General features: G+C 76.5%; 15 protein-coding genes. 11 read left to right on the top strand and 4 right to left on the bottom strand.

Annotation, left to right across the window (positions count from 1 at the left end; genetic code table 11):
• Positions 1-22: 22 nt before the first annotated feature.
• The 4 genes from E4A51_RS13445 to E4A51_RS13460 all read right to left on the bottom strand — a co-directional run bounded on the left by E4A51_RS13445 (position 23) and on the right by E4A51_RS13460 (position 3898).
• Entirely contained in the window at positions 23-385 is a 363-nt protein-coding gene (locus tag E4A51_RS13445; RefSeq protein WP_134852078.1) for a rhodanese-like domain-containing protein, read from the bottom strand.
• A complete protein-coding gene (locus tag E4A51_RS13450; protein WP_134852079.1) occupies positions 382-2112 on the bottom strand; it encodes an FAD-dependent oxidoreductase in 1731 nt (576 codons plus the stop codon). The genes E4A51_RS13445 and E4A51_RS13450 overlap by 4 nt, the downstream gene beginning before the upstream one ends.
• A gap of 74 nt (positions 2113-2186) precedes the next feature.
• Positions 2187-2576, bottom strand: a complete 390-nt coding sequence (locus E4A51_RS13455) for a VOC family protein (protein WP_070318534.1) — start codon at positions 2574-2576, stop codon at positions 2187-2189.
• Between the two features lie 110 nt (positions 2577-2686).
• Complete coding sequence (locus tag E4A51_RS13460) at positions 2687-3898, bottom strand: ROK family protein (protein WP_134852080.1); 1212 nt, start codon at positions 3896-3898, stop codon at positions 2687-2689.
• An 89-nt stretch (positions 3899-3987) separates the two neighbouring features.
• On the opposite strand from E4A51_RS13460, the gene E4A51_RS13465 reads away from it, so the two are divergent.
• The 11 genes from E4A51_RS13465 to E4A51_RS18870 all read left to right on the top strand — a co-directional run bounded on the left by E4A51_RS13465 (position 3988) and on the right by E4A51_RS18870 (position 13429).
• On the top strand, positions 3988-4632 hold the full coding sequence (locus tag E4A51_RS13465; RefSeq protein WP_134852081.1) for a sugar O-acetyltransferase: 645 nt from the start codon (positions 3988-3990) through the stop codon (positions 4630-4632).
• A complete protein-coding gene (locus E4A51_RS13470) occupies positions 4629-4847 on the top strand; it encodes a DUF2180 family protein (RefSeq protein ID WP_134852082.1) in 219 nt (72 codons plus the stop codon). The genes E4A51_RS13465 and E4A51_RS13470 overlap by 4 nt, the downstream gene beginning before the upstream one ends.
• A gap of 222 nt (positions 4848-5069) precedes the next feature.
• Positions 5070-6158 (top strand): cold-shock protein, encoded by a 1089-nt coding sequence (locus E4A51_RS18925; protein ID WP_134852083.1) that lies wholly within the window; start codon positions 5070-5072, stop codon positions 6156-6158.
• 291 nt (positions 6159-6449) lie between these two features.
• Entirely contained in the window at positions 6450-7376 is a 927-nt protein-coding gene (locus E4A51_RS13480) for an ABC transporter ATP-binding protein (RefSeq protein WP_134852084.1), read from the top strand.
• Entirely contained in the window at positions 7373-8242 is an 870-nt protein-coding gene (locus E4A51_RS13485; RefSeq protein WP_240696485.1) for a hypothetical protein, read from the top strand. Before E4A51_RS13480 ends, E4A51_RS13485 begins: the two co-directional genes overlap by 4 nt.
• A complete protein-coding gene (locus E4A51_RS13490) occupies positions 8239-9081 on the top strand; it encodes a hypothetical protein (protein WP_134852085.1) in 843 nt (280 codons plus the stop codon). The genes E4A51_RS13485 and E4A51_RS13490 overlap by 4 nt, the downstream gene beginning before the upstream one ends.
• Before the next feature lie 127 nt (positions 9082-9208).
• Positions 9209-10612, top strand: coding sequence for a sensor histidine kinase (locus tag E4A51_RS13495; RefSeq protein ID WP_240696486.1), 1404 nt, complete (start codon positions 9209-9211; stop codon positions 10610-10612).
• Positions 10612-11328 carry a response regulator transcription factor gene (locus E4A51_RS13500; protein ID WP_134852087.1) on the top strand — a complete coding sequence of 239 codons (717 nt, stop codon included), beginning with the start codon at positions 10612-10614 and terminating at the stop codon, positions 11326-11328. Before E4A51_RS13495 ends, E4A51_RS13500 begins: the two co-directional genes overlap by 1 nt.
• Before the next feature lie 93 nt (positions 11329-11421).
• On the top strand, positions 11422-12519 hold the full coding sequence (locus E4A51_RS13505; protein ID WP_134852088.1) for a type IV toxin-antitoxin system AbiEi family antitoxin domain-containing protein: 1098 nt from the start codon (positions 11422-11424) through the stop codon (positions 12517-12519).
• Positions 12516-12968 carry a nucleotidyl transferase AbiEii/AbiGii toxin family protein gene (locus E4A51_RS18865; protein ID WP_255430640.1) on the top strand — a complete coding sequence of 151 codons (453 nt, stop codon included), beginning with the start codon at positions 12516-12518 and terminating at the stop codon, positions 12966-12968. The genes E4A51_RS13505 and E4A51_RS18865 overlap by 4 nt, the downstream gene beginning before the upstream one ends.
• Positions 12896-13429: a nucleotidyl transferase AbiEii/AbiGii toxin family protein gene (locus E4A51_RS18870; protein WP_255430642.1), complete on the top strand. Its 534-nt coding sequence runs from the start codon at positions 12896-12898 to the stop codon at positions 13427-13429. Before E4A51_RS18865 ends, E4A51_RS18870 begins: the two co-directional genes overlap by 73 nt.
• The last annotated feature ends 73 nt before the right edge of the window (positions 13430-13502 follow it).

Here is a 13502-nt window from a genome sequence, read left to right on the forward strand (position 1 = left end):
TACGTCGTGGGTCGGGGGCGGGTCAGCGGCGGACGGCGCCGCCCGCCGCCTGCCAGGCGCCGATGCCGCCCGACAGGCTCGTGGCCGCGATCCCCGCGGCGCGCAGCTGCTTGGCGGCGGTGCGCGAGCGCATGCCCGACGCGCACATCACGACGACGGGCGTGCCCGCGGTGAGGCGGCGGGGTGCGTCGGCGACGTCGCCGAGCGGTACGTGCACGGCCTGCGGCGCGTGACCGGTGCGCCACTCGGCGCGCTCGCGGACGTCGAGCAGCTGGGCTCCCTCCCGCACGAGGGCGACGGCACGCGGGCCGTCGACCGTGGCGGGCAGGGCGCCGTCGTCGGGGGTGCGGCCGCGCAGGCGGTCGAGGACGTCGCGCAGGCTCATGAGCGGGCTCCTTCGAGGGGGCGGACGGCGTCGGGGCGGGTGAGGGCCGGGTGGGTGAGGACGAGGCTGAGCCAGCCGCCCGAGAGGTTGCGCGCGTCGAGGCCGGCGTGCAGCAGCACGCGCGTCGCGATGTGCGCGCGGACGCCGCTCTGGCAGTGCACCGCGACGGGCCGGCCGGCCGCGGCCGCGCGCACCTCGTCGAGGCGGTCGCGGAGCTCGGTGTGCGGCACGTGCAGCGCGCCGTCGAGGTGGCCGCGCGCGTGCTCGGCGGCGGTGCGGACGTCGAGCACGAGGTGCGTCGCGCGCACGGCGTCGAGGTCGGCGGCGTGCCACTGCGGCATCGTGCCGTCCAGGACGTTCTGCGCGACGAACCCGAGCATGTTCACGGGGTCCTTCGCGGCGCCGTAGGGCGGCGCGTACGCGAGATCGAGCTCGGCGAGGTCGTCGGCGGTCATGCCCGCGCGCAGCGCGGTCGCGAGCACGTCGATGCGCTTGTCGACGCCCGCGCGGCCGACGGCCTGCGCGCCGAGCAGGCGGCCGTCGGGCGCGAACGACGCGACCAGGTGCACGGCCTGCGTGCCGGGGAAGTACCCGGCGTGGTGCCCGCCGTGCACGCGCACGACCTCGTGCTCGATCCCCGCACGGGCGAGCGCGGCCTGGCTCGCGCCCGTGACGGCGGCGGTGAGGCCGAACACCCGGACGATCGCGGTGCCGAGCACGGGGGCCTGCGGCGTGGTGCGGCGGCCGAGCATCGCGTCGGCGGCGCGGCGGCCCTGCCGGTTGGCGGGGCCCGCGAGCGGGACGGGGCCGACGGCGCCGGTCACGGCGTGCGTCACCTCGACCGCGTCGCCGACGGCCCACACGTGCGGGTCGGACGTGCGCTGGTCGGCGTCGACGACGATCGCCCCGGTGGCGCCGAGCGTGAGGCCCGCGTCGCGCGCGAGGTCGCTCGCGGGGCGCACGCCGACGTTGACGACGACGAGGTCGGCCGGCACCCGGGTGCCGTCGGTGAGCGTGACGAGCGCGGCGCCGTCGGCGCCGGTCGTGACGGACCGGGCGGCGACGCCGAGGTGCAGCGCGACGCCGTGCGCGCGCAGCTCGTCGGCCAGCAGCGGGGCGAGCTCGGGGTCGAGGGGCGGCAGCACGTGGTCGGCGAGCTCGACGAGCGTGACGTCCAGGCCGCGGTGCGCGAGCGCCTCGACGGCCTCGAGGCCGATGAACCCGGCGCCGACGACGACGGCCCGGCGCGGGCGGTCCGCGGGCAGGGCCGCGACGCGCGCCGTGAGCGCGTCGAGGTCGGGGACGGTCCGCAGCGTGTGCACCGCGGGGTGGTCGAGCCCGTCGACGGGCGGCCGGACGGCCACCGCGCCGGGGGCGAGCAGCAGCGCGTCGTAGGGCAGGTCGTACGTGCCGTCGGCGGTGGCGACGGCGACGGTGCGGGCCGTGCGGTCGATCGCGGTGACGCGGTGGCCGGTGCGCACGTCGAGCGCGAGCGCGGCGTGCAGCGACGCGGGGGTGTGCAGCAGCAGGGAGTCGCGGCTCTCGATCTCGCCGGACAGGTGGTACGGCAGGCCGCAGTTGGCGAACGACACGTGCGCGGACTGCTCGAGGACGACGATCGACGCGGACTCGTCGAGCCGGCGGGCGCGGGCCGCGGCGCTCATGCCGCCGGCGACGCCGCCGACCACGACGAGGCGTCGTGGTGCGGGTTCCGGGGTGGGGGACATGGCTCCAAGATACCCCCGGGGGTATATCTGGCCAAGTGCGCAGGTCGCGCCGCGGACCCGCCCGCCGCTCGCGCTCAGTCCCGGGCGCGCACCTTGATGCCGCACCCCAGCCAGCGCCCGTCGACGTCCTCCAGCACCAAGTCGACGTTGCCGTAGTCGGTCAGGCCCGGCGCGCGCACCACCCGCACACCCGCCGCGAGCAGCTCGGCGTGCAGGCCCGCGGCGTCGTCGGTGATGACGTACGCGTCGTACCCGAAGCCGTACCGCTCGCGGTGCGGCACCACCGGCACGCCCGGCGCGGACGTCAGGACGATCTCGATGCCGTCCCGGTACAGGCACACGTGCGGCTCCGCGGCGTCCAGGTACTCGACGACCCGGAACCCGAGGCGGTCGCGGTACCAGGCGGCCGTCGCCGCGACGTCGGGGACGGGGAAGACGGGGTGGGTCGCCTGCAGCGTGGCCATGGGAACCTCCGGTCCGAGGGGTCGGTGCCGCCGACGCTAGGGCGGCCGTCGACCCTCTCACCAGGGATTTCGACGCGTCCGGCGAGGATGTGGGTGCTCGGTGCCGGCGGTCAGCGGCCCGTCGAGAGCGGGTCGGCGAGCACGTCGCGCAGCACGAGCTGCGCCGCGCCGACCGCGAGCAGGTCCGCGCCCAGCGCGGCCGTCACGACGCGGGCGTCCTCCCTGGCGCCCGGCAGCGCGCGCGCCAGGTGGGCGTCGAGCGCGGCGGTCCCGCGCGTGCGGACGAGCGCGGCGAGGAACCCGCCCAGCACGATCCGCTCGGGGTTGAGCACGTTGACGACCGTGCGCAGCGCGACGCCCAGGTAGCCGAGCTGCCGGTCGATCTCGGCGAGCGCCGTCGACGGGGTCGCCGCGACCACGCGCGCGAGCGTGGGCTCGAGCTCCGAGGCGGGCACGTCGCCCAGCGCCGCGAGCAGCCGGTCGCGCGACACCTCGGTCTCGAGGCACCCGTCGGCCCCGCAGTGGCAGGGGCGACCGTCGGACCGGACCAGCGTGTGCCCGATCTCGCCGCCGAACCCGTGCGCGCCGACGGTCAGCACGCCCGCGTCCGCCGCCGATCCGCCGATGCCCGAGGCGCCGCCGTTGAGGTAGACGACCGCCCGTGCGCCGCGCCCCGCGCCGAACAGCGACTCGGCGACCACGCCGCAGTTGGCGTCGTTGTCGACCGCGACGGGTGCGTCGAGCGCGGCGGCGAGCAGTGGCCCAAGCGGGACGTCGCGCCAGCCCAGGTGGGGTGCGACGACGACGGTCCCGGTGCGCCGGTCGACCAGCCCCGGCGCGGCCACGCCGACGCCGCGCAGCGGGCCGGTCGGCGCGAGCCGGTCGCGGAGCTCGCGCGCCGCGGCGAGCACGTCGTCGGGGCGCGGCGGTGCCTCGTGCGGGACGCGGGCGTGCGCGAGCACGCGGCCGCCCAGGCCGACCAGCGCGCCGTGCGTCGCGTCGAGCTCGGGGTGGAGCGTGAGCACGCGGGTCGCGTCCGTCGCGCGCACGCGCGGGCTCGGGCGGCCGACGCCCCCCGACGGTGCGGGCAGGTCCTCCGTGACGGTCCCCGCGCGCACCAGCTCGGCGACCAGGGCCCGCACGGTCGAACGGTGCAGGCCGGTCTCGCGCGTGAGGTCGGCGCGCGTGCTGCCGTCGCGCAGGTGCACGGCCTGCAGCACGGCGGCGAGGTTGCGTCGACGCAGGTCGTCGCGGTCGCTGCCGGACGGGTCGGACGCGGCGCCGGCGGGGTGCGCGGGCGGCGTCGGCGGGCGGGGGGTCATCGCGTCCGATCGTAGGTCGCGGTCCGGCGGGCGGGTCGTGGCACAGCGGGTCTTGTGGGACGGCGGTCGGCCTCCCTAATATGTTTTGCATGACAACAAATCGACGGGACGAGCACGTCGCGACGCTCGTGGCCCAGCACGACGACGTGCGCGACCAGTTCGCGGGCGACTGGATCCGGTACCGCGTCTCACCCGCGCTCCAGCGGCTCTCGTGGGAGACGCAGTCCGCCTGCGCCCGCATCAGCCGGATCTTCTACGACGACCCCGACGAGGCCCGCCGCCTGTTCCGCGAGCTCGTGCCCGGCGCCGGCGACGGCATCGACCTGCGCCCCCCGTTCGCGCTCGACTACGGCGTGGGCCTGAGCATCGGCGACCGCACCTTCATCAACAAGGACTTCCTCGTCACCGGCGGCGGGCGCATCACGATCGGCGCCGACTGCCTCATCGGCCCCCGGTGCAGCATCTACACGCCCAACCACGCCGAGGGCCGCGTGCGGCGCCTCGAGGGCTGGGAGCGCGTCAGCCCCGTGACCATCGGCGACAACGTGTGGATCGGCGGCTCCGTCACGATCCTGCCCGGCGTCACCATCGGCTCCGACGCGATCATCGGCGCCGGGTCCGTCGTGATGCGCGACGTGCCGCCCGGCGTCGTCGCCGTCGGCAACCCGTGCCGCGTGCTGCGCCCGATCACGGAGGACGACGAGCTCGCGCGCACCGCCGAGGTGCCGGCATGAGCTGCCACGAGTGCGCCGCACGCGGCGGCGCCCCGCGCCCCGCGACCGCCGTCTGCTCCGGCTGCGGCGCCGGCACCTGCCCCGAGCACACGCACGAGACCGTCGACGTCATGCGCGTCAGCAGCGTCGGCAACCCCGTCGAGCGCCGCACGCGCCGGCTGACGTGCACGACGTGCGCTCGCGCCGCAGCGGTACGCGCCGGCGGGGTGGCCTGACCGGTCGGTCGCGCGCCCTCGCCGGCCCGGTCCCGGGGACCGCAGGCAGAAGTGTCACCCGCCCGGCGTGGCAGACTCGGTGGGTCGTGCCCGCGTGAACGGGCCGGCAGGTCCGCGGCGAGCCGCACAGCGTGGGCCGACCGTCTCCGTGCGAGACGGCCCCGACGTCAGGCGTCGGCGACACTGGACGGCAGCACCAGCATCATTCGTCGAGGAGTCGTCATGCCCCAGGCCACCGTCCGTTGGTTCGACACCGAGCGAGGCTTCGGCTTCCTCGCGCTCGAGGACGAGGGCGACGACCTGTTCGTCCACGCGTCCGAGATCGTCGGCGACTCCTCGCGCGGCCTGCGCGAGGGCCAGACCGTCGAGTACGAGCTCGGCGAGGGCGACCGCGGCCCCGTCGCCCGCAAGGTCCGCGTCACGGGCGACGTCCCGGCCGACGCGTCGCTCGGGCGGCTCGGCACCGTCAGCTGGTACGAGCCCACCAAGGGCTACGGGTTCGTCACGCCCGACGGCGACGGCGCCGAGATCTTCCTGCACTCGTCCGCGATCGTCGGCGGCGGGGTCGTCACCGAGGGTCAGCGCGTCGCGTTCCTCGTGGTCCCCGGCGAGAAGGGCCCGCAGGCCGACCACCTGCTGCCGCTCGGCCCCGACGCCGCGCCCGCCGGCGCCGGCGGTGCCAGCAAGGACGACGGCGCCGACGGCACCGTCACGTTCTACGACGCCGACAAGGGCTTCGGCTTCGCGACGGTCGACGACGGCAGCGAGGACGTCTTCGTGCACGCCCGCATGCTGCAGGGCGTCACCGAGCTCGCCGAGGGCGACCGCATCAGCTTCACGGTCGTCGCGGGCGAACGCGGCCCGCAGGCCACCGACGTGCGCCTCGTGGGCGGGACGCGCCCGCGCCGGTCGTCCGCCCCCGCGGGTCGCGGCCAGGACCGTGGGCGTGCGGGCGGGTTCGACCGCGGGCGCTCCGACCGTGGCGGGTACGACCGCGGGGCCGACCGTGGCGGGTACGACCGGGGTTCCGACCGCGGCGGCTACGACCGCGGCGGGGACCGTGGGCGCTCCGACCGCGGCTCCGACCGCCGGTCCTCGGGCGCACCCGCGCGCGGCGGCGAGGGCGTCGTCGCGCGCTACGACGCCGACCGCGGCTTCGGCTTCATCCGCCCCGACGCGGGCGGCGACGACCTGTTCGTGCACGTGTCCGTCGTGCGCGGCGGCGAGGCGCTCTACGAGGGCGACCGCGTGCGCTTCAAGGTCCGCCAGAGCGACCGCGGCCCGCAGGCCGACGGCGTCGAGCTGCTCTGATCGTCCCGTCGGTGGGTGCCCTCGCGGCACCCACCGACGGCTCTCACGTCTCCAACTCGATCTCGACGGCGTACCCGGTCGGGTCTCCGTCGAGGTCCTCCCCGACGTCCGCACCGTCCTCTCCCGAGGGCGGGGGTGGCGGGGGCGCCTGCCGGGGGACGGGTCTCCTCCCGTGGGAGGAGAAGGGTGCCCCCGCGGTCTCCTCTCGCGGCAGGTGCTGGCGCACCCCCGCGTCTCCGTAGCGTCGCCGACGGACGCCCCACGAGGGGCCGGCACGGGCGAGGAGACGTGATGATCGAGGTCGAGGCGCTGACCAAGCGCTACGGGAGCACGACGGCGGTGGACGGGCTGACGTTCACCGCGCGGCCGGGCACGGTGACGGGGTTCCTGGGCCCCAACGGTGCGGGCAAGTCCACGACCATGCGCGTCGTCGTCGGCCTGGAGCGCGCGACGTCGGGGACGGCTCTCGTCGAGGGGCGTCGGTACGCGGACCTGCCGGCGCCGCTGCACGCGGTCGGCGTCATGCTCGACGCGCGCTCGGTCCACCCCGGGCGCACGGCGTACAAGCACCTGCTGTCGCTCGCGCAGACGCACGGCATCGGCAAGGCGCGGGTCCGCGAGGTCCTGGAGCAGACCGGGCTGGAGGCCGTCGCGCGCCGCCGGGCGGGCACGTTCTCGCTGGGCATGGGCCAGCGGCTCGGCATCGCGGGTGCGCTGCTGGGCGACCCGCGGACGCTCGTCCTCGACGAGCCGGTCAACGGTCTCGACCCCGACGGCGTGCTGTGGGTGCGCCGCCTGGTGCGCGAGCTCGCCGCGGAGGGCCGCACGGTGCTGCTGTCGTCGCACCTCATGCACGAGCTCGCGCTGTGCGCCGACCGCGTGGTCGTCATCGGCCGCGGGCGGCTGCTCGCCGACGCGTCGGTGCAGGAGGTCGTCGACCGCTCCGAGCGCGCCGGCACGGTGCGCGTGCGCACGACCGACCCCGAGCGCCTCGCCCGTGAGCTGCTGGCCGCCGGCGCCGAGGTGACTCCCCAGGAGGGCGGTGCGCTGCACGTGCGCGGCGCCACGGTCGACGACGTCGGCACGGCCGCGCAGCGCTGCGGTGCGGCGGTCCTCGAGCTGGCGGCCGAGCAGGTGTCGCTGGAGGACGCGTACCTGCAGCTCACGGCCGACGCGGTCGAGTACCGGGCCGCGGGGACCTCGGGCGGTGCGCGGTGAGCGCGGCGGTGGCGGCGGCGCCCGGCGGCGTCCGGTCCGACGCGCGTCGCGGGCCGACGTTCGCGCGCGTGGTCGCGTCCGAGTGGACCAAGCTCGTGTCGCTGCGCGCCCCCTGGTGGACGGGCGGCGTGACCGTCGTCGTGGCCGGGGTCATCACGTACCTCAGCGCGCAGGCGTCCTCGGTGGACCCCGGGTTCGACCCGGTCGACTCGCTGGGCACCGGCCTCGGGCTCGCCCAGGTGGGGGCGCTCGTGCTGGGGGTCCTCGCGGGCGCCGGCGAGTTCCGCACGGGTGCGGCGCGCACCACGTTCACGGCGGTGCCGCGTCGTTGGCCCGTCGTCGCGGCGCAGGCGCTCGTGACCGCCGCGTTCGCGGCCGTGGTCGCGGTGCTGAGCGTCGCCGCGAGCGTCGTGGGCATCCTGCCCCCGGCCGCGCGCCGCGGCATCGAGGTCGACCTCTGGGCCGGCGAGACCCCGGGCGTCATGCTCGGCATGGGCCTGTTCGTCGTCGGGCTGACGCTGCTGGGCCTCGCGATCGGCGTGCTGCTGCGCCGGACCGTCCCGGCGATGGTCACGACGCTCGTCGTCGCGCTGGTCCTCCCGGTGCTGCTGACGATGGTGGGCCCGCCGCCGCTCCCCGCCGACCCGGCCGTGCTGGAGCCCGTCGCGCAGGTGACGGTCGGCGGCACGCTCATGGTCCTGTCGCCCGGCGGCGCCGCGCAGCTCATGACGTTCCCCGCGTCGTCCGGCCCCATGGAGGGCGGCCCGGACATCGGCCCCGTGGGCGGTGGCCTCGTGCTGGCCGCGTGGGTGCTCGTGCTGCTCGTCGCGGCGGCGCTGCGGCTGCGGCTGCGGGACGTGCGATGACGGCGCTGGTCACCGCGCGACGTGCGGACGGGGGTGCCGTGTGCGGCGCCCCCGCCCGCCGCGGGCCCACGTTCCCGCGTGTGCTGCGCTCGGAGACGACCCGGTTCACGAGCCTGCGCACGAACGGCTGGCTCGTGCTCGGCACGGTCGCCGCCGCCGCGGCCGTCGCGTACGGGCTGGGGCTGTTCGTGCGGCCCGACGACGGCCGGTCCGGCTCGTGGGTGGTCACGTCGGGGTTCGTGCTCGCGCAGCTCGGGTTCCTCGTGCTCGGGGCGCTCGTCGCGACGGCCGACCACACGACGGGCACGGCCCGCACGACGTTCACGGCCGTGCCGCGGCGGCTGCCCGTGCTGCTCGCGCAGGTGGTCGTCACGACCGTCGTCGCGCTGGTCACCGGGGCGCTCGCGCTCGTCGCGTCGTGGGTCGCGACCGTCCCGGCGCGCGCGGCCGACGCCCCCGCGCTCGACCTCGCCGTGCCCGGCACCGCGCGGGCGCTGCTGGGCCTCGTGCTCGCCGGGGTGGGCGTCGCGCTGCTCGGCCTCGGCCTCGGTGCGCTGCTGCGACGCCCCGCCGGTGCGATCGTCGGCGGTCTCGTGCTCGTGCTCCTCGGCGACCAGCTCCTCGCCGCCAACCCGGGCCGCTTCAGCGACACGCTGCGCGCGTTCCTGCCGTCCGCGGGTGCGCGCCTGCTGCAGGACGACGCGGCGATCGCCGCCCTCGACGCCGCCACGCGCGGCCCCCGGCTGGGCGTGTGGGGCGGGGGCGCCGTGCTCGCGGTGTGGGTCGTGGTCGTGCTCGCCGCCGCCGGGTACCGCCTGGTGCGGCATGACGTCCGCTGACCGGGCGCGCCCGCCGACGGGCGGCGTGCCCGTCGCTCGGCCTGGCGTCGCGCCGGGCGTCCGCCGCGAGGTGGCGCCCGTCGTCCCGCCCGGGCACGACCCCGCGCGGGGGTGGGAGAGTGGGCGCGTGGTGGTCCGACGCGCGCCGGCGACGCAGCCCGTCGCACCCGTGTCGGCGCCGCTCACCGAGGAGCAGGTCGGCGACGGCACCGCGCTCGCGCGGCTCGTGCGCGCGCGGCCGTGGCTCGTCGACGTCGTGGTCGTCGTCCTCGTGGTGGCCGTCGGGCTCGTCGGTGCGGGCTTCGGGTGGGAGGGCGCCGCGGGGGCGCGGTACCTGGGGCTGTACCCGCGGGACTCGGAGATCGAGCGCACGGTCGCCGCGACGTGGGTGGCCGGGACGGTCCTGGGTGCCGCGGTGCTCGTGCTGCGTCGCACGCGCCCGCTCGCCGCGACCGTGCTGCTCGTCGGGCTGTCGATCGCGTCGCTGCTGGTCGCCGGCGTGCTCGGGGTCCTGGGGCTGTGCCTGGCCGTCGCGCTGTCGGGCGTCGCGGCCACCCGCGAGCCCCGCACCACGTGGGCCGTCACGGGCGGCGTGCTCGTCGTGGTCGTCGGGGCCGTGTGGCGCTGGCAGGACCTCGGCCTCATCGAGATCCTCGCGTGGGCGGGTTCGGTGCCCTCCCCGCTGTGGGAGCCGCAGCAGTTCCTCGCGCAGCCGAACTTCTCGCCCGGGCGCCGGATGGGCTCGGTGCTGCTGCTGCTCGTGCTCGTCCTGCTCGGCGTGGCCGTCGGGTCCGCGACGCGCTCGCGGCGGCTGCACGTGCAGGAGCTCGTCGAGCGGTACCGCGCGCTCGCGCGCGAACGCGACCAGAGCGCCGCGCTGGCCCGCGCGGCCGAGCGCGCGCACATCGCGCGCGAGATGCACGACGTCGTCGCGCACAACGTGTCGGTGATGGTCGCGCTGGCCGACGGCGCCGACGCCGCGTTCGAGCGCGCGCCGGACCGTGCGCGCGACGCGGTGCGGCAGGTCGCGCGCACCGGCCGGGCGGCGCTGGGGGACATGCAGCGCGTCCTCGGGGCCTTGGGCCCGGCCGCGACGGAGCCGGTGCCGGGTGGTGGCGAGCAGCCGCAGGACCCCGCCGAGGTGGGTCTCGCGACCGTCGTCGAGCGCTTCGGTGCGACGGGCCTGGCGGTCACCGCGACGGGCCTGGACACGCCGCTGCCACAGGACACCGCGGTGCGGCTCGCGGTGCTGCGGATCCTCGGCGAGGCGCTGACCAACGTGCTGCGGCACGCCCCGGGCGCCCCGTCGGTCGAGGTGACGGTGCGCCGCACGCCGACGGCCGTGGAGGTGGACGTGCTCGACTCGGGCGGCACGCGCCCGGGCGACGGGCCCGGGTCGGGCCGTGGCGTGCTCGGCATGCGCGAGCGCGCCGCCCTGCTCGGCGGGACCGTCGACGCGGGCCCGCGCCCCGGCGGCGGCTGGCGCGTGCACGCGGTCCTGCCGTGGCACGACGACGACGGAGGTGCGTGATGGCCGGCACGACGACGGGCCGCGACGGCGGTCCCGCGACGACGGTGCTGCTCGTGGACGACCAGGCGCTCGTGCGCGTCGGGTTCCGGCTGGTCATCGAGTCCGAGCCGGACCTCGTGGTCGTCGGGGAGGCGTCCGACGGCGGCGCAGCGCTCGCGCAGGTCGCGGCGCTGACGCCCGACGTCGTGCTGATGGACATCCGCATGCCCGGCGTGGACGGCATCGAGGCGACGCGGCGCGTCGTCGCCGAGCACCCCGGGTCGCGCGTGCTGGTCCTCACGACGTTCGACGTCGACGACCTCGCGTTCGCCGCGCTGCGCGCCGGTGCGAGCGGGTTCCTGCTGAAGTCCGCCGCACCCGGCGAGCTCGTCGACGCGATCCGCACCGTGGCGGCCGGCACCGCGGTCGTCGCGCCGCGCGTGCTGCGGCGCATGCTCGACCTGTTCGCACCGCACCTGCCCGCGCCCGGCGAGGTCGCCCAGCCGGGGGAGGACCCGCGCCTGAGCGTGCTCACGCCGCGCGAGCTCGACGTGCTGCGGCTCATCGCCGCGGGTGCGTCGAACTCCGAGATCGCGACCGAGCTGTACGTCTCGGAGACGACCGTGAAGACGCACGTGGGCAACGTGTTCGCCAAGCTCGGCGCGCGCGACCGCGTGCAGGCCGTGATCATCGCCTACGAGTGCGGGCTGGTCGGCAGCACGCCGCGCCGCGCCTGAGCCGCCGGCGCGGCGTCCTCTACGGAGGCCGCAAGACCACCGCAGACCATGCTGGTGCTGTGATTGTCACACCTTAGGCGTTACATTTGCAGCATGCGCACGTCCGATCTCGCGACGCTCACCGAGCTCGCCGCTGCGCAGTGGGGGCTGGTGACTACCGCCCAAGCGCAGGAGGTCGGGGTCTCGCGCATGACGCTGGCCCGTCTGGTCGACGCCGGCATCCTCGATCGGGTCGCGCACGGCGTGTACGCCACCCCGGCGGTCCTGGGCGACGAGCTGCTCGGGCTGCGGACGGCGTGGGTCGCGCTGCAGCCGCGCCGTGCCGTAACCGATCGCCTGGCGGACCCGATCGGCGCCGGCGTCGTCTCGCATGCCTCCGCCGCGCAGCTGCACGGGCTCGGCGACCTGCTTGCCGACGAGCACGAGCTCACCCTGCCGACCCGCTACCAGTCCACACGCCCCGGCGTGCGAGTGCACCGCGCGACCCTGGCGCCGGCCGACGTCACCGTGGTGGCAGGTCTGCCCGTCACCACAGCGGCGCGTACGGTCGCCGACCTCCTGGCCGCCGGCCACGACGTCGAACACGTCGGCCAGGTCGCGGCCGACGCCGTGCGTCAGGGATCGGCCGACGGCCGAGCGCTCGTGCGCGCGCTCGAGCCTGTCGCGCGACGCCACGAGTCCGGTGACGTTGCCGCGCTGACGACCCGGCTGCTGCAGGCAGGGGGTCTGGCCCCACGTGAGCTCGGGGACCGCCTGATCGGCTCCGACGTCGGCGTCGACCTGGTCGCCCGCTCCCTGAACGACCGCCTGGTCCTGTCTCCCGAGAGCGTCAAGCTCGTCGAGGACCTCGTCACGCTCGTCGGCGTCGTAGAGAGCAACCCCGAGGTGCGTGCCCGTCTGGCCAGCATGGCCGAGCGAACCCGAGCGAGGGTTGCGCCGATCAACGAGGCCATCACCGGCATGCTCCTGCCCGGCGTCGACGCTGCGCGCGCCCGGATCGCGGCCGCCCTGCCGAGCCCGGAGACCCGCCAGCGGATGGCGACCTGGTTCGAGGACCCGGAGAACCAAGCCGCCCTGCAGCAGATCCTGCTCGCGCTGCAGACCGCCGCCCAGACCACGGCCGCGGCTGCCGACGGCGACGTCCACGAGCACGACGACGACGAGCACGACGAAGACGAGGATCAGCTGTGAACGTCACCGGGTACCGCGACGGCGTCGCGATGTGGCGCGCCATCAGCGATCGCGCACGCGTCGCCTCCAAGGAGACAGGGCGCCCGACGAACGAGCTGGTCCGCCGGTTCGTCTACGACCGCTTCCTCGCCCGCGTGTTCGCCGACCCCGGCTCGCCCTGGGTGCTCAAGGGCGGCACCGCCGTGCTCGCGCGCGTGAACGACGCCCGGCACAGCAAGGATGTCGACCTCCTGCGCAGCCTCGGCAACATCGACGACGCGCTCGAGGCGCTGCGCGCGGCCGTGGCCGTCGACCTCGAGGACCACTTCCGGTTCGTGGTCGGCACCGTGCGTCCCGTCGGCGGGCCGGCCAGCAGCCCGACGTCGCGGGCCACCGCGTGCAGATCGACGCGTACTGCGGCACCCGCAGGTGTGAGGCATTCGGGGTCGACCTGGTCACCGGCTCGCTGATGACTGCCGAGCCGGAGGTCGTGCGCTCGAGCCTGCCGCTCGAGCTGCCGGGTGTGCAGGCGCCGACGGTGCGGGCCTACCCCGTCGTCGATCACGTCGCCGACAAGCTCGCCGCCACCGAGACCGTCTACGCCGACGGCGCCCGCTCCAGCCGCGCGCGCGACCTCGTCGATCTCGTCGTGTTCGCCCGGACCCAGGCCGTCGACGGCGAGGCGCTGCACAACGCGATCGTCGCCGAGCGCCTGCACCGGCGGCTGCCGGCCAGCGAGACCTTCGCCGTCCCGCCGGCCTGGGCGACCACCTACCCGCCACTGGCAGCCAAGACGCCTCACTGCGACGGGCTCCACGACCTCGAGGCAGCGGTCAGCCTCGTCGCGGCATTCCTCGAGCCGGCCCTGACCGACGCGGCCACAGGTCACCGCTGGGACCCGGACGGTCAGGTCTGGAGCCCGCTCGGCTGACACGGGGCAGGGGCCGCGGTTCAGCGGCCGCTGGCATCCCCGACGACGCTGCGCGGGTCGGTGTTCCGCGGAC

Source organism: Cellulomonas sp. HD19AZ1, from assembly GCF_004535805.1.
Lineage (GTDB): Bacteria > Actinomycetota > Actinomycetes > Actinomycetales > Cellulomonadaceae > Cellulomonas > Cellulomonas iranensis.